At 67.8% G+C, this 16,195-nt stretch carries 11 protein-coding genes; 2 read left to right on the top strand and 9 right to left on the bottom strand.

Features of this window, described 5'->3' with window-relative positions:
* A partial coding sequence (locus BZL41_RS09900) for an amino acid adenylation domain-containing protein (protein ID WP_143518058.1) occupies nt 1-2,688 on the top strand: 2,688 nt, incomplete at its 5' end.
* 110 nt (nt 2,689-2,798) lie between these two features.
* The gene (locus BZL41_RS09895; protein ID WP_095599135.1) at nt 2,799-3,017 is read left to right on the top strand and encodes an MbtH family NRPS accessory protein; all 219 of its coding nucleotides are present in this window, start codon (nt 2,799-2,801) and stop codon (nt 3,015-3,017) included.
* Here BZL41_RS09895 and BZL41_RS09890 read toward each other — a convergent pair.
* The 9 genes from BZL41_RS09890 to BZL41_RS09850 form a co-directional block, all read right to left on the bottom strand.
* Nucleotides 3,008-3,814 carry a YfaP family protein gene (locus BZL41_RS09890; protein ID WP_095599134.1) on the bottom strand — a complete coding sequence of 269 codons (807 nt, stop codon included), beginning with the start codon at nt 3,812-3,814 and terminating at the stop codon, nt 3,008-3,010. The two genes, BZL41_RS09895 and BZL41_RS09890, sit on opposite strands and share 10 nt — an antisense overlap.
* A gap of 5 nt (nt 3,815-3,819) precedes the next feature.
* On the bottom strand, nt 3,820-5,466 hold the full coding sequence (locus BZL41_RS09885; RefSeq protein ID WP_095599133.1) for a DUF2300 domain-containing protein: 1,647 nt from the start codon (nt 5,464-5,466) through the stop codon (nt 3,820-3,822).
* Between the two features lie 4 nt (nt 5,467-5,470).
* The gene (locus BZL41_RS09880; protein ID WP_095599132.1) at nt 5,471-10,012 is read right to left on the bottom strand and encodes an alpha-2-macroglobulin; all 4,542 of its coding nucleotides are present in this window, start codon (nt 10,010-10,012) and stop codon (nt 5,471-5,473) included.
* On the bottom strand, nt 10,009-10,605 hold the full coding sequence (locus tag BZL41_RS09875; protein WP_095648100.1) for a DUF1175 domain-containing protein: 597 nt from the start codon (nt 10,603-10,605) through the stop codon (nt 10,009-10,011). Before BZL41_RS09875 ends, BZL41_RS09880 begins: the two co-directional genes overlap by 4 nt.
* A 38-nt stretch (nt 10,606-10,643) precedes the next feature.
* Nucleotides 10,644-12,374, bottom strand: coding sequence for a DUF2138 domain-containing protein (locus tag BZL41_RS09870; protein ID WP_095599130.1), 1,731 nt, complete (start codon nt 12,372-12,374; stop codon nt 10,644-10,646).
* Between the two features lie 12 nt (nt 12,375-12,386).
* Entirely contained in the window at nt 12,387-13,178 is a 792-nt protein-coding gene (locus BZL41_RS09865) for a YfaP family protein (RefSeq protein WP_095599129.1), read from the bottom strand.
* A 100-nt stretch (nt 13,179-13,278) separates the two neighbouring features.
* The gene (locus BZL41_RS09860; RefSeq protein WP_095599128.1) at nt 13,279-14,220 is read right to left on the bottom strand and encodes an AEC family transporter; all 942 of its coding nucleotides are present in this window, start codon (nt 14,218-14,220) and stop codon (nt 13,279-13,281) included.
* A 103-nt stretch (nt 14,221-14,323) separates the two neighbouring features.
* Entirely contained in the window at nt 14,324-14,884 is a 561-nt protein-coding gene (locus tag BZL41_RS09855; RefSeq protein ID WP_084336510.1) for a response regulator transcription factor, read from the bottom strand.
* Nucleotides 14,877-16,151 (bottom strand): ATP-binding protein, encoded by a 1,275-nt coding sequence (locus BZL41_RS09850; protein WP_084336509.1) that lies wholly within the window; start codon nt 16,149-16,151, stop codon nt 14,877-14,879. Before BZL41_RS09850 ends, BZL41_RS09855 begins: the two co-directional genes overlap by 8 nt.
* Between the last annotated feature and the right edge of the window lie 44 nt (nt 16,152-16,195).

Raw genomic sequence — 16,195 nt, 5'->3', positions numbered from 1 at the left:
GCCACCATCGAGCGTTACGCCGGCTATCTGCAAACCCTGTTGAGAGGCATGGTGGAGAACGAACGGCAGGTACTCGGCCGCATCGACCTGCTGAGCGCCCACGAACACGACGCCCTGCTGGCACTCGACCATACCCAGGCCACGCCGCCCCGGCCCTGCGCCCACCAACTGTTCGAAGCCCAAGTAAAACGCTCGCCCGATGCCGTGGCCCTGGCCATGGACGAGGCGCGGATGAGCTATGCCGAGCTGGACGCCCGCGCCAACCGCCTGGCCCATCACCTGCGCGGACTCGGCGTCGGTCCCGATGCCCGGGTGGCGATCTGCGTCCAGCGCGATTTCGACATGCTCGTCGGCCTGCTGGCCATCCTCAAGGCGGGCGGTGCTTACGTGCCGCTCGACCCGGCCTACCCTCTGGAGCGCCTGGCGTTCATGCTCGACGATAGCCAGCCCCTTGCCCTGCTGGCCGACGGCAGCCTGCCGGACGGCCTGCTCCTGCCGGATGCCCTGCCGCTGTGCCGGCTGGATGCGGAGCGATCCGCCTGGGCCGATCAGCCGGACACCGCCCCCGAAGTACCGGATCTGACCCCGGATCACTTGGCCTACCTCATCTATACCTCGGGCTCCACGGGCAGACCCAAGGGTGTGATGGTGGAACACCGCAGCCTGGCCAATCACATCGGTTGGCAGACCGAAACCTTCGGCTTCACGCCGGCAGACCGATTCCTGCAACGCACGCCGATCTCCTTCGACGCCTCGGTATGGGAGCTCTGGACGCCCCTGGCCATCGGTGCCCGCCTGGTGCTACTGCCGAACAGCGCCAGCCGCGACCCGCAGGCCATCGCCGCAACGATCCGCCGCCAGGAGGCAAGCATCGTCCAGTGCGTGCCCAGCCTGCTGGATGCCCTGCTGCCGGACGACGGCTCGACACCGTTCCGCTGCCGCTACCTGTTCTGCGGCGGCGAGCCGTTGAGCACGGCCCTGGCGGAACGGGCAACTCCGCTGGCAACCGAGGGCGTGGTCAACCTTTACGGCCCCACCGAAGCGACCATCGACTCGACCGCCTGGCGTTGCATGCCCGCCAATACCCCATGGCAACCGCTCGGCCGGCCGATCGCGAACATTCGCGTCTATGTGCTGGACGAACGCCTGCACCCTGTTCCCCCAGGAACGCCAGGGGAAATCCATATCGCTGGCGCAGGCGTTGCACGGGGTTATCTGGGACGTCCCGGGCTCACCGCCGAACGCTTCGTCGCCGACCCCTTCGGCCCACCCGGTTCACGCCTCTACCGCTCCGGCGACCTTGGCCGCTGGCGCAACGACGGCACGCTCGAATACCTCGGCCGGATCGACGACCAGGTGAAAATCCGCGGTTTCCGCATCGAGCCCGGCGAAATCCAGGCGACGCTGGAGCGGCATCCACAGGTGGCCCAGGCAGCGGTCACTGTCCGCCATGACCGGAGCGGCCGCGAGCACTTGATCGCCTATGCGGTCGTCGCCCCGGCAGCCGACCTGGAGCCGGCCGCTCTGCGCCGCTTCCTCGCCGAGCGCCTGCCCGAACACATGGTCCCCTCCGCCGTGCTGCGGCTCGCTGCCCTGCCGCTGGCACCCAACGGCAAGGTCGACCGCAAGGCGCTGCCCGCACCGGACTTCACGACGCAGACCTCCACACGCGAACCGCTGACACCACGGGAGCGCACGCTGGCCGCCCTGTTCGCTCGCACACTCGGGCTCGACAGGGTCGGGATGGATGACAACTTCTTCGAACTCGGCGGTCATTCGCTGTTGGCCACCCGGCTAGTCAGCGATATCCGAACCGCCCTCGACGTGGCGCTGCCGGTCCGCGCGCTCTTCGAGGCTCCCAGCGTGGCACGGCTCGCGCGCTGGCTGGACAGCGGCGACAGCGCCAGCGACTTCGCTCCGCTGCTGCCATTGCGCCGTGGCGGTGGCATGCGACCGCTGTTCTGCCTGCACACTGCCAGCGGCCTCGGCTGGGCTTTCACCGGGTTGGCCGCCGCCCTGCCCGGAGGCATTCCGCTGTACGTACTGCAGGCGCCGTATCTGGAGGTCGGGAGCAGGCTGCCGTCCGATCAGGACGACATCATCGATGCCTACATCGCCACCTTGCGGCAAGTCCAGGCGGAAGGCCCGTACCGTCTGCTGGGCTGGTCCATTGGCGGGGTGATCGCCCACCGCATCGCCACGCGCCTCGAAGCGCTCGGCCACGAGGTGGAACATCTGATTCTGCTGGACAGCTATCCCCTGGATCGACCGGACAGCGAGGCGCCGACCGAGGCCGAGCTGCTGCGGCGCTTCTGCGAGACCGTCGGTATCGGCGCACCACAGGATGTCGACGATCCGCGCCAAGCCCTGGCCCAAATGGCTCACGGGCGGCTCGCGACGCTGCCCACGGAGCAGGTCGAATGGCTGTTCGACGTGTTCAAACACACCTTGATGCTCTGGCGCCGCCCGAATCTCAGCCATCTGCACGGACATCTGAGCTTCTTCGAGGCGACCGCGACGGCGCCCCGAAAAATCCCGTTCCACCGACTCTGGGCGGCCTTCGCCTCGGACATCGAAGCACATGCACTGCCTTGCCACCACGACGAGATGACCCGCCCCGAATGGCTCGCGCGTATCGCGCAGTTGCTGGCGGGAAAAGTCCGGCAGCCAGGAGCGCCCGACGAATGACGCCCCCTGTCACCACGGCTGGACCGAATGCGGCGCGAACCGGCTGCTGGCTGACGTCGGAAGAATTGGGCGCCCGGTATTCCACAAGATCGACTGAAGGAGAACACGACATGCACGAAGAAACGCCCTCGCACTATCTCGTCCTCATCAACGAGGAGGAACAATACTCGCTGTGGCCCGCCGACCTGGCGGTGCCCGCCGGCTGGCGCACCGTCCTGCCGGCCTCGGCCAAGGAAGAAGCACTGGCCTACGTCGAAGCGAACTGGCTGGACATGCGCCCTGCCAGTCTTCGCAGCCAAGAGCCGGAAGGAGGCAAAGCTCAGGGATAGCTGAAGCGCTTGACCAGGGTCAGCTCGCCGGGGGCGCGCATGGGGATGAGGAAGGTCTCCTGCTTCTCGTCCGGCGTGCCCTCTTCGCTGATCAGGGTCACCTGGGCGGTAGTCAGCGCCTGACCGGCCTGTTCCGCACCGTCCGCATCGCGGTTGTAGCCGCCACCGTAGTAGTTCACATAGATCAGGTACTGGCCCTTGAGCGGCGTCGGCGAGGCGATCATCTCCGGGCCGAAGCCGGTGGTGACGTCCACGTCCAGTGCGGCGCCGTTGGCCAGGGAACGCTCGCCGTACCAGACATGCCCGCCGTCCGGCGTCACCAGGTGCAGGTCGAGGTCGGTGTTGTCGCTGTCCCAGGACAGCACCACGCGCAGCTTGGCCGGCGTCTCGCCGCTGCTCAGGTTGTAGAACTGCACGCGGCGGCGCTGCTGGCCATCCTGGCTGCGCACTTCCACGTTATTGCTGCCGGAAGGGAACACGAACGGACGGTCGAAGCTGCCGTCCGCCTGGACCTTCAGCGGCATCGCCACGCCATTGACGATCAGCCGGGCCGGCTTCGACGCATCCTTCGGCCGTTCCAGCATCGCCCCCTTGATCCGCGCGGTTTCCGCCTGATCGGCCGCGCTGTTCACCGAGGCCGCCGGATAGTTCACCTCCTGCATGAAATGCGCACCGTCCCCGGAGCCCTGGCGCCAGCCGGAGCGCGGGGTATCGAGACGAATCCCCTCGGCGGCTTGCGGAGCACTCAATGGCAGCAGGCAAGCCAGAAGCACGGGGGAGAAAAGGTGACGGCGCATAGGGGTCATTCCAGAAGCAGTTGGCGGGCGAGGTGTTCGACGTAGTCCTCGTCCTGGCCGTTGGGGTGGGCCTCGAAGGCGAGGTGCAGGTATTCGTGGGTCAGGTCCAGGCGGTCCTGCAGGCTGTGCAGGCCACGCACGAAGATGCGCTGGCGGGCGCGGTCGACGTGGGGGCGTCCCGCTGCCAGCCGGCACACCGCGAATTGCGGCAGTTCGAGATAGCCGGGTTCGCCGTCCAGGCGCTCGCGCCAGGCGCGCCGCTGGCGGCGTAGCCAGTCCTCCGCCTCGGGCAGCGCCTGGCAGGCGGAGATTGGATTATCCCAACGGCTCAGGCTGGCGGAGGGAAAGGCCCGCGCCAGGATAGCGTCGTAGCGCAGGCCCGCGCCGGCCTGCGCCACGGCCTCGGTCCAGGCCAGGCGCGATGGCCCTGGCGTATCCAGGTGATAGGTGACCGGGCCGCCGGCCAGCACCAGATCGGCCGTCCAGGCGGCGATGGCCCGTGCCGCGGGGCTGGCCGGGCGCGGCGCGACCCGCTGGCTGGCACTGCTGTCGTCGATGGCCAGGCATTCGCCCCGGTGCTCGGCCTGCTGTTGCAGGTAGCTGCGGATCGCCACGGCCAATGCCTTGGCCGCCTCCTCCGGTTGCGCGGAGGCTTCGCGGTCGAGGACCCGGGCGACATATTCCTCGCGCGACAGACGCGCGGTGAGCCGCCAGCGCGCCTGCTCGCGGCTCAGCACCAGCTCGCCAGCGCTTTCCAGGGCGAGCCGGTTGCCGTTCTCGAATTCCGCCTCGTAACGCCCTTGCAGGCGACCGGGTTCCGCCACACGACCTTCCGCCGTACGCAACTGGCGCAGCGGATAGCGGCTGAACAGGTTCACCTCGACACAGCCGCCCGGCTCGCTCGGCCACGGAGTCGGCAAGACCTGCCCCAGCAGCTCGGCATGGCGTTTCAGGATGCTCTGGCTGGTGCCGGAACCACCCAGCCAAACCGGCGAACCATCGGCCAGCCAACCGGCGAAGCCACCCTGCCGCGCCTGGGCATCGCCGTCGGCCAGCCAGCTCCAAGTCTTCACCCGCAGGCGTCCGCCCAGGGCAGAGACCGCCGCTCCGTCGCTGCCGTTCAGCGTCACGTCGAGCAGCACCGCACGCGCTTCGGCCTGGGCCGGCAGGTGGGCAAGGCTGTCGAGCAACTCCGAGACCGGCACACGGGTCTGCGGTTGCAGGTGGCCCAGGTCAGCCAGCCAATCCGGGGCCCGCCGCGCACGCCAGTAGTCGCGCCAGAGCGCTCCATCCAACCCCAGGCGCTGCGGCTGGAAGTAGAGACCGCAGGACTTGACCAGCGCCTCGTCGCGCGCGACGCGCTCGCCGGGATCGCAGCAGTACACCTCGTCGCGGTCCTGGCCGGTACAGGTGTAGGCCCGCTCCGGCTGGCCGGTGTCTTCCAGATAGGCGAAGGCGAACAGCTTCCACAGGCTGCCCAGGGGCGTCTCCAGGTTCGCCGGCAGCGGCCCGCGCGCCATGATGCCGCTCGCCCCCAGTTGCAGCAGTTCATCCCCCTGCCCGCCGCGCCACGCCAGTTGCAACGGCGCCGGCCCCGCCTCGGCAAGCAAAGGCAGGGACATCAGCAACGACAGCAGCCAGCGCGGGGCCATGGCCTCATTCCACCTTCAGTTCCGCGAGGGCCGGCTGTGCCTCCAGGGCCTGCTCCTGCGGCGCGTACATGCGGAAGTAACGCGCCGGCGGCAGGGCGAACTCGCCTTTCTGCGAGAAGCGCACCAGATGACGCAGCGTGACCGTGCCTTGCAGGCTGTCCAGCGGTACCGCGTAACGCAGTTGGCCGGGCTCGTGGCGGGCCTTTTCCAGCGCCGCCGCTTCCGCTCCACCCAGACCGCTGACGGTAATGCCCCAGGTGGTCCGCTCGACGTCGGCGCCCGGCGGCAGCGGCACTTCCAGCAGGCCGTAGCGCAACGCACGCTCGTCGTCCGTGGTCAGGGTCAGCTCATCCAGGTACAGCTCGTCACTGGACAGCGGCTCGTCGCCCACTTCCTCGACACTGAAGCTGAAGGCCTCCTCGCCCGGTACCAGCCGCAGCAGGCGGCGCTTGAGCGCAACCGGCAGGCTGCCCTGCGCCGGCTGGACACTGGCGAAACTCAGGGTCGCGCTCAGCGGGCTTCCCTGCGCATCGGTGATATCCAGTGAGGCCGGGAGCCCTTCGCCCTGCCAGCGCCAGAAGGTGGAGCCGGTGGCCCCTTGCTCCTTACGCCAGCCTTCGCCCGGTTCCGGGACGGTCGCCGTGGGCGACCGCTCCAGGCTCCGACGCAGCCAGGTCAGGGCCAGGGCCCGCTCCAGGGTCGAATGTTCCGGGGCCAGCCGTTGCAGCAGGTCGCGCGCCCGAGCGGCGTCCGGCGCCTGCTGGAGACGTACGGCTTCGGCGAGCGGATAATCGCTGGCGTCCAGCAGTTGGCGCGCGCTCTCCACCTGAGCGCTGAAGGCCGCCGGCAGCGCAACCTTGGTCTTGCGCGCCAGATCGGCGGCAAGCACCCGTGCGACGGCCAGGCCCAGGGGCGAGTCCGGCGCCGCCATGATCAGGCTGCCCTGAGGATCGTTCATCTGCTCGCCACCCTGCCCCTCGCCCACATTGGCCAGATCGGCCAGCAGCCCTTCCACCAGGCTCGCCACCGGCAGCTCCATGTCGCGGGCGAAACCGAGGATCAGGGCCCGCTGCAACAGCGGCGTGGCGCTTGCCTGCTTGGCGTAGAGGTCGAGCACGCGCTGCCAGTGATCCGGCGGCAGCGCGATGGCCAGGGCGCGGCTGGCATGCCAGTCGGCGTAGTAGGCGTAGGCGGTGAGGAAAGCATTCTCCACACCACCGTCGCCCCACCAACTGAAGGCGGCTTCCGGACCGGCCATGTGCACGAGTCGCAGGCGGCTGTTCTGCATGATCAGGCGCAGGCGATCGCCGATGCGCGCCTCGCCACGGGCCAGGGTCGGATAGGCCAGGGACAACGGCAACAGGCGGCTGGCGGTCTGCTCCACGCAGCCGTAGGGATAGGCCAGCAAGTCGTCGAGACGGCTGCTGAACAAGGCGTCGGCGTTGTTATCCAGGCTCAGGCGAATGTCGCGTGCATCGGTCGGCAGGTTCAGCGGGTTGGCGCCAGCCGCGAGGTCGAGGCGCAGCGTCTGCCGATCGGCCCAGCCCTGACCATCCACGTGCAGGTCGACCGCAAGCCGGTCCACCACTTGCCCGTCGGTTTCCAACTCGGCCACCAATTCCCCGGCGCCCAGGGCGACGGCCGGCAGCGCCAGGTAGTTCACGCCTTTTTCGAGGCTCACCTCGCGGCGCTGCTCCTGGCCGGCGTAGCGCACCACCAGCACGGCCTTGCCAGTCGTCTCGCCCTGGTTGAAGGCGAACATACCCAGGGAGGGCTTGTCGCCAGCGCGGAAGCGGGTCGGTCCGCTCCATTTCAGGTACAGCGGTTTTTCCGAACGGATGAACTGCTTCTTCTGCCCCACCTGGCCCGCCTCGTCGATGGCGCGCACGGTGATGCGCCAGCGTGTCAGCGAGTCCGGCATGCGGAAGCTGAAGCGCGCCTTGCCGTCGGCGTCGGTGACCAGGTCCGGCTGCCAGGCGGCGGTATCCACGTCCTCGCGGCGCGGCCGCTCCAGCACCTTCACTCCGCGCTCGCTGCGGTTGGCCCGGCCGGGCGCGCTGGGGCTGCCGGGCAGGGCTAGGTCGTAGGCGATGAACGACAGGCTGGCGCTGGTGCGTACGTTGTTGCGCCGCGGGTGGTAGAAGAACTGGTCGATGCCGGGGGCGATCTCCGGTTGCAGCGCATAGATCATCTCGTCCACCACGCTCACCGTGAGGCGCGTCGGCGCCGGCTTGCCGGCGAAGCGGGTGGCCAGTTCGACGGTCACGGTCTCGCCCGGCTGATAGCGCTCCTTGTCGGCGGCGATGTCGATGTCGATCTGCGGCATCGCCACCTTGATCCCGGCATTCTGGAAGCTGTAGTCGCCGCCCTTGGTGTAGAGCACCGAGAAGGTCAGGTTCGGCGAGAAGTGCTGGCGCACCGGGATACGCGCCCGGTACTGAGTGTCGTTGAGCCGTTCAAGGGTCAGCCAGTCGCCGCCTTTGGAGAGCAGCGCCGTGGCTTCCACCCGGTCGCGCTCCAGGGTCAGCAACGCGTCGCCCACCGGCTCGGGGAAGGTGATCAGCGCCTGGGCCTCGTCGCCGCTGTGGTACTCGGCCTTGTCGAGGACGATTTCCACGGTCCCGGCCACCGCCTTCACGCCCTCGCCGCTCACCGAATGGCCGGTGCCGCCGAGGATCAGTCCATGGGCATCCTTCAGCGTCAGGCTATAGGTGCCCGGCCGCTCGAAGGCCAGTTCGAAACCCTTGGCGTCGCCGGTCAGTTCGCCGCCGCCCTGGGCGCGGTCTTCCAGGCGTATCCATTCGTAGCGGGTCGGCTTGAGCTCGGTAGGGCGCTCGCTGCGGTAGCTGAATTTCACCGCCTCGCCCACCGCGCTGAAACGCCGGGGCGCTTCCAGGCGGTAGCGCGCGGCACCGCGCTCGATGAGGATTTCCTTGCTGGTCTTGACCCGGTAGGCCGCGCCATCGCTGGCGAACACCGTGAGCAGGTAGCGGCTGGGCTTTTCCGCGGCCGGCAGCTCGAGGCTGGCGCGGCCTTGGTCGTCGGTCGTCAGCTCGCTGCTGCTCAGCTCCACCGGGAACTGGCCGAGGTACTGCAGTTCGTTGTCCACCATGGACAGTTGCTGGGCGCGCAAGCTGAGCTGCAGGCGCGCATCGGCCACTGGCTTGCCGTCCGGGTAGAGCAGGACGAGTTGGCCGGTCACTGTCTCGCCGGTGCGAAAGTCCGGCTTGGCCAGCTCCAGGGCGATTTCGAAGTGCGGCTTGATGTATTCGGCGACGCGGAAGGCACTGCTGTAGAGCTGGTCGCGGTAGCTGAAGCGCAGCTCGTAGCCGCCGGCCACGGCGTTCTCCGGCAACTGGAAACGCCCCTGGCTGCCGGCCTTGCCGTCCAGTTGCAGATCGAGGGTCTGCAGGATGGTGCCGGCGGCGTCCAGCACGCTGAGGCGGATCGGCGCCGCCACCGGGGCCACCGAGTCGCGGGAATTCTTGAATTCGCGGCCGACGATCTTCACTTCCACCCAGTCGCCCGGCCGGTACAGCGGCCGGTCAGTGAAGGCGTAGAGCTTGGTGTCATAGATTTCGCTGTCGTAGTAGAAGTTCTCGGAGACGAACACCCCGCCCTCGGCGTCCTCGCCGATCACGTAGGAGCGCTCCGGGCTGGCGTGGGCAAGCCGCAACAGGCCGTCGGCACCGGTGTTGCCGCTGCTCATCACGCCGAGGCCGTCGGTCCACAGCAGCCTGGCATCGGCCACCGGGGTGCCTTCATGCTTGCGGGCGGTCCAGATCAGCAATTCGTCGCCGGCGATCTTGCTCACCGCGACGGTGTTCGACACGAACACCACGGTGGTGGCGCGGTACTTGCCGACGATGGCCTCGGCCAGGTACAGGCCCGGCTTCAGCTTGCCCAACGGGATGTAGACGTTACCCGGATTGACGTTGGTGAACTGGCTGGACGAGCCGGCCAGCGTCACGTCCTTCGGCGGCTGGATCGGCTGCGCATCCCACAGCGGGTAGCGGAACTGGCTGACCAGCGGCAGGCCCGTCATCGGGGCGAACTGCGGCTGCGGATCGAACGGGGTCGGCGCGCTGATGGCCTCGCCCATGCGCAGCTCCGGCGCCTCGTCGGTGACCTGCTTGCGCGATTCGTAGGAGAATGCCCGCTGCATCACCCGCCGCGACTTGCGGTACCAGTTGTCCCACAGGTAGGCCAGGGTGTTGGACAGGCCTTCGCCCCGGAACTGCCCCTCGACCATCACCCGATGCAGGTTTTTCTGCCGCTTGAGGAAGTCCAGCGGCTGGTCGATGCGATACACGCGCACGTCCACGCCGCCATAGGGCTCCATGCTGTAGCGGCGATAGTCGCGGCCGGGCGCTTCCAGGCGCACCTGGGCCACCTCGTCGGCGGCGAAGCTGCTGTCCGCCAGGAGGAAGAAGGACTCGCCGCTGACCGGTGTGTAGTAGCTGGGCTCCACCGTGTCCTCGGCCTGGACGGCGAGCGGCGACAGTACCAGGGCGCAGAGCGCCAGCGCACGACCGAAGCCGCTCATCGCGTGAGGAAGTGCAGTCGATAGACGCCGATGAAGTTGGGGTTGGTTGCGTCGGGAATCCATCGGGTGTCCTTCCATTTCATGAGTTGTTGCACGCTGACCGAACGCATGCCGTTGTCGGTCGGAGTGGAGCTGCCGGTGTGGTAGGCGATGTAGCGGCCCATCCAGATCATCAGGTGCTGGTCATCGCCCTGGTCGTAGAAAATCAGGTCGCCCGGCTGCGCCTGGTTCAGGTCGCGGCCGACGAAGTGGCTGTTGTGCTGGATCAGCTTGATCGCATTGACGTAGGGGCCGGTCTGGCCGTTGCCCTGGTTCCAGCGCTGGGCGAACTGGCGCTGCGCGTCGCTCAGAAACAGCTCGGGCGGCAGGTAGCGATTGGACAGGCCGTTGGCGCGCAACCATTTGCCGTCGTGGATCTTGAGCGCCTCGTTGGCGGCGAAACGCACCAGCCCGGCACAGTCCTGCTGGTGCCAGCGCGGGCTCGGCCCCTGGCGCAACTGCTCCTGGGCGATGCGCACGAACCAGGCGCGAAACACCTGGGATTGCCCGGCATCCAGGGGCGGCGTTTCCTCCGCGTGCAGTGCCAGACTCATCGGCAGGCACAGGGCGGCTAGCCATGAACGAAAGGGTTTCATAGTGCGCGCCACTCCAGGGGCAGCCATTGCCAACGGCCGTCGGCCTGTTCGGTCTGCGGCAGCGCCAGGGCGTAGCGCTTGTGCCCGGCCAGGGCGCGCAGCTTGGGCAGCAGATGGGTTTCCGCGGCGTTACGGAAGACCGGCTCCATGTCCTTCGGCAGGCTGTCCAGGGTTTCCCGCTCCAGCAACGCGGCCAGGGCCTCCGGCGCCAGGAAGGCCGGCACCAGGGCGTCGCCCGGCAGCACCTCGGCCAGCGGCGGGAAGCGCTTGTCGAGAGTGGCCAGGGCCTTGTCCACCAGTTGGTCGTCGAGGGAGAACAGCAGGGTCTGGCCGCGCCGCGCCAGGCTGACGCGGAAGAAGCCGCGGGCGGCCATGGCGTCGGCATGCTCCGCCTGCTCGGCGGGGTATTGGCCGAAGTTGGAGCTGACCTCGCGGCGCCAGCTATGCAGGTCGCCCTGCTCCTCCTCCTGCACGGGGAAGCTGCCGTTCTCGGCGAAGGACTCCCAGGCACCGATCACCGACCCGAACAGGGTGCCGATGTCGGCATCCGTCTGCTCGTCGGGGGCGGCCGTCAACTGGCCGACCAGCAACGGCGAATGCAGGCGGGACTCGGCGTACCAGCACAATCCGGCGGTGCCGCTGAGCTGCGCCGACAGCCGCTTCGCCACCTCCGGACCGGCGCCGACGCGATCCAGCAGCCGCTCCGCCATGGCCGGCGCCGCCGGCAGCGCGACACAGGCGCTGGCACCCATCGGCATGGCGCGCCATACCGGAGCGAAGTCGAACACCGGCTGGCCGTCCACCTCGTGCAGGGCAAGGAAGCTGCGCCAGCCGCCCCCGTCCATCTCGAAACGCAGGCCGGCGAAACTGGGGATGAAGCGCTGGTAGCCCAGCGCCAGGTATTCCGAGCCGAGGGCGATGCGATGTGCCAGCCCTTCGCGTGGCGCCAGACCGAAACGCGCATCGAACGGCTGACCGCCACCGAGCAGGCTTTCCGCCGTCTCGGCGCTGACCTGGGCCAGCGGCGCGCTGTCATCCTCACTGGACGACGCCTTGGCCGGCATCTCGGCGAACAGCATGTCCGCGCTGGACGCGACGAGCAGGCGGTCGCCATGGGAGGCGAAAAGCACCGAGCGCTGGTTCTGATAGCGCAGGCGGTACAACGGCACGGCGATACCGTCCACGTTCAGTTCGCCGGCCACGCTCAACTGGCTGTCGTTCAGCGCCAGCTTGGCCACCGGCTCCAGCAGTCTGGCCAACCCGCCGCGCTCGATAGCGACAAGGAAATGCCGGAGCCGGCCGCCCGCGTCGCGCCAGAGGGCAACTTGGGCCGGCTGGTCGAGCAGTTCATCGAGCAAGGTATCGCGCCATTCGAGGTCATGTTCGTAGACGATACGCCGCAGGCTGCCCGCCAGCCCCAGGCGGTCGGCATTCTGCTCGTAATAGAAGACGAAGTCCTCGGTGAGGGTGTCGCGCAGCAGCGGGACGGCCAGCAGGTCCCTGGGCAGACGGCTCAGGGACTGGCTCTCGATCAGTACGTCGGGGCGCGCCAGATCGAGCCCCAGGGCATTGCGCTCGACCAGTTGGCGATCCCCCGCCGACCGCTGCTGCAGCCAGGCGAACAGGCCGCCGGCGGCCACCGGCAGGGCAATGACCAGGGCGATCAGCAGCAGGCGCAGGCGGCCGGAGCGGACGCTTTTCTGGGAGGCGGAGGAAGAGTCGCTCATGGCGGGAAACACTCAATGGTTGAAGGATTTGACGAGCAGCAGGTCGCCGATGGCGCGCAGCGGCACCACGAAGGTCTCGCGCTTCTCGTTCACGGTGTTCTCGTTGAACACCAGGTTGATCTGGGCAGTGATGAGGTCGTTCTGATTGCTGCCGGCCTGGAAGTTGTACCCCTGCGGGCCGAGGTTGCCCCAGTAGTTGACGTACACCAGATAGGTGCCGTGGAGCGGTGCGGCCATCGTGAACATTTCCGGTCCGGGGCCGTCGACGCTATCCACATCCAGGCCGCCGCCATTGCTCAGCACTGGGTGAGCCCAGAAGGCGTGCTGGCCGTCCGGGGTGATGACATGCAGGTCGAGCTCGGCCTTGGGATCGTCCCAACCGAGGGCGATGCGCAGGCGCGCGGGCGTCTTGCTCTGGTTGGCCTCGTAGAACTGCACGCGCTTGACCGTCTTGCCGTCGACACTGAGGGCCACGCTGTTGGAGCCGGCACCGAAGTTATAGGGCCGCACGAAGCGCCCTTCGGCATCGGTGTAGAGCGGCAGCGGGTTGCCGTTGACCACCAGGCGGTACGGCTGGCGGGTACCGGCGAGGTCTTTCAGGCGGCCCTCGATCAGGCTGCGCCCGCGCTGGGCGCCCCGGTCGATGGGCGGGGTGGGATAGGCGACGCGGGCTTCGCCGTCGCGCTCGTTGAGTCCGTTATAGCGCCAGCCTGCCGTGGGGCCTTCCAGGGACACGGAAGGTTCCGCCCGGGCCGTTGCGACGAATGCAGCCAGGACGAGGAACAGACAGGGGAAGATGCGCATGTTTAATCCATTAACGGCGCGAAGGTGGCAAAGGCTAGCGAGTCGCCATCAAGCCCGCAATGGGCTCACTGGAAAAGAAGAATTCCGTCACAGTTAGGATTCAAATCCAACCGCCCCACTGCAACACCGCCAGACCGATATTGGTGGTCACCACCGCCGCCAGGGTGGTGATCACGATGATCGCCGCCGCCAGGTCGTGGTTGCCGCCCGCCGCCTTGGCCATGACGAAACTGGCCGCCGCCGTCGGGCTGGCGAAATAGAGGAACAGGATGCCCAGTTCGGCGCCGCGGAAGCCGCAGAAGAACGCGCCCAGCGTGGCGAACAGCGGCATCCAGACCATCTTGATCAGGCTGGCGCCGATGGCCAGGTGGCTGGAGGCGCGCAGTGCGGCCAGCGACAGGGTGCCGCCGATGCAGATCAGCGCCAGCGGCAGGGTCAGTTTCGCCAGGTACTCGCCGGAAACGATCAGCGCGCCCGGCAAAGGAATCTTCCAGTAGGCGAAGGGAATGGCCAGCAACACGCCGAGGATCAGCGGGTTGGTGAAAATACTGCGCAGGATGTGGCGGACGCTGGTCTTGACGTTCGGGTTGTAGACCTCCAGCACCAACACGGACAGGGTGTTGTAGCTGAGGATCACCACGCCGCCCAGCACGCCGCCGAGGGACAGGCCATAGTCGCCGTACAGGCTGGTAGCCAGCGCCAGGCCGACGATGCCGTTGTTGCCGCGGAACGAGCCCTGCACATAGACGCCCCGGTCGGCGCGCGGGCAGCGCCAGATCGCCCAGCCCCAACTGAGCAGGAAACCGGCCAGGGTCGCCGCCACGAAATAACCGATCACCGCCGGTTGCAGTGCGGTATTGAGGTCGGCATGGAGAATGGCGAGGAACAGCATGACCGGCATGCTGACGTTGAACACCAGCCCGGAAGCGGTGTTGACGAAATGGGCATCGATCAGCCCCAGGCGCTTCAGCAGGATGCCCAGGAAAAGCATCGCGAAGACCGGAAGGGTGATGTTCAGCGTCTGCAGGACGAGAGGGAGCATACCGCGACCCGGCTATCGATTAGGTTGCTAATCATAGCCACATGAACGCGGAAAAGCGTCTCCCCGGCCGTGGCGCATGCCTGGCCGGGCAGGGTTCAGCCAGTCAGCGGCGGACCGGGCGCTTCTGTAACTTGCGCTGCAAGGTACGGCGGTGCATGCCCAGGGCACGGGCGGTGGCGGAGATATTGCCGTCGTGCTCGGCCAGGACGCGCTGGATATGCTCCCACTGCAAGCGGTCCACCGACATCGGGTTTTCCGGCACCAGACTATCCAGGTCGGCATGCTCGGAGAGCAGCGCGGTGAGCACGTCGTCGGCGTCGGCCGGCTTGCACAGGTAATTGCAGGCGCCACGCTTGATCGCCTCCACGGCGGTGGCGATGCTCGAATAGCCGGTGAGGATCAGCACGCGCATTTCCGGGTCCAGCGCCAGCAGCTTGGGCAGCAGCACCAGCCCGGAGTCGCCTTCCATCTTCAGGTCCAGCACGGCGTAGTCCGGCAGGTCCTGTTCCGCCAGCTTCAAGCCCTCTTCGGCCGAACCGGCACAGGTCACGCGCAGGCCGCGCCGGTCCATGGCGCGCGCCATCACGCGGGTGAAGGTGGCGTCGTCATCGACCAGCAGCAGATGCGGCTGCTCTTCGCCTTCGATCTGGGGGTTTTCACTCATGGTCGTCTCTCGCTGCCAGTCTCGGAAGGCGCAGCTCGGTCAGCGTTCCGCCCTCCTCGTGATTGTAGAGCTTCACCGACCCGCCGGCCCGGGTCACGCTGGCCTGGCTGAGGAACAGGCCGAGGCCGAAGCCCTTGCCCTTGGTGGTGAAGAAGGGTTTGCCGAGTTGCTCGGCGATCGCCAGGGGCACGCCGACCCCGTGGTCGCGGATGCTGATGCACAGCTCGTAGGCGTCCCAGTCGAGGCAGATATCGAGGTCGTCCGGGCAGGCATCGGCGGCGTTGTTCAACAGGTTGAGCAGCGCCTGGGTCAGGTCCGGCGGCGGCGCCAAACGCGGCACGCTGCCCTGGCCGAGGCGCTGGTAGCGATAGCTGGCTTCCGGGCGCATCAGGTGCCAGCGGTTCAGCGCGGCCTCCAGCCAGGCAGCGGCGCTCTGTTCTTCCACGGTCTGGCGACGGTCGGCCTCGGCCGCGCGGACCAGATGCTGGAGGGTGTCCTTGCACAGCTTGACCTGCTCCTGCAGCACCGCCAGATCCTCCTGCAGCAGCGGGTCGGGGTGCTCGCGGCGCAGCTCCTTGATCAACACGCTCATGGTCGCCAGCGGCGTACCCAATTCATGGGCGGCGCCAGCGGCCTGGGTCGCCACGGCGAGCAGTTGCTGGTCGCGCAGCATTTCTTCGCGGCGCTCGGCCTGGAGCTGGTCCTGGCGACGCAGGGCCCCGGCCATCTTGACCACGAAGAAGGTGATGAAGGCCGCCGACAGGGCGAAGTTCAGCCACATGCCGAACAGGTGCAGGCTGATCAGCATGGCCTCGTGCTGGACGTTGGCCATGTGCAGCGGGTGATACCAGATCAGCAGTGCGGTGTAGCCGGTCAGCGCCAGGCCGCTGAGCACCATGGAGTAGAACCACGGCAGGATCGCCGCGGCGATGGTCAGCGGCACCAGGTAATAGGAGACGAAGGGGTTGGTGGAGCCCCCCGAGTAATACAGCAGCACGCTGTGGATGATCAGGTCGCAGGCGAGCTGGACGGCGTACTCCAGCTCGGTCACCGGCCACGGGCCGCGCAGGCGCAGCGCGGTGAGCAGGCACAATCCGGCGGACACGCAGAGGGTCATGCTCAACTCGAGCCAGGGCAGCGGCAGCAGGTCGGAGACGTAGGCGATGCCCACCGAGCCGGCCTGGGCGGCCAGCACGAGGATGCGGATCAGCGTGAGACGCCAGAGATTCTGCCGGCTGGCGGAAAGAAGCTGTACGGGTTCGAGCATGCGTGTTCCATGGGGACCGGCATCGGGCGAGGCCCGAGTATAAC

The sequence above is a fragment of the Pseudomonas sp. PIC25 genome (genome assembly GCF_002286785.1).
Classification (GTDB): Bacteria; Pseudomonadota; Gammaproteobacteria; order Pseudomonadales; family Pseudomonadaceae; genus Pseudomonas_M.
The sequence above is the reverse complement of the archived record's forward strand: the minus strand, read 5'-3'. Positions and strand labels throughout refer to the sequence as shown.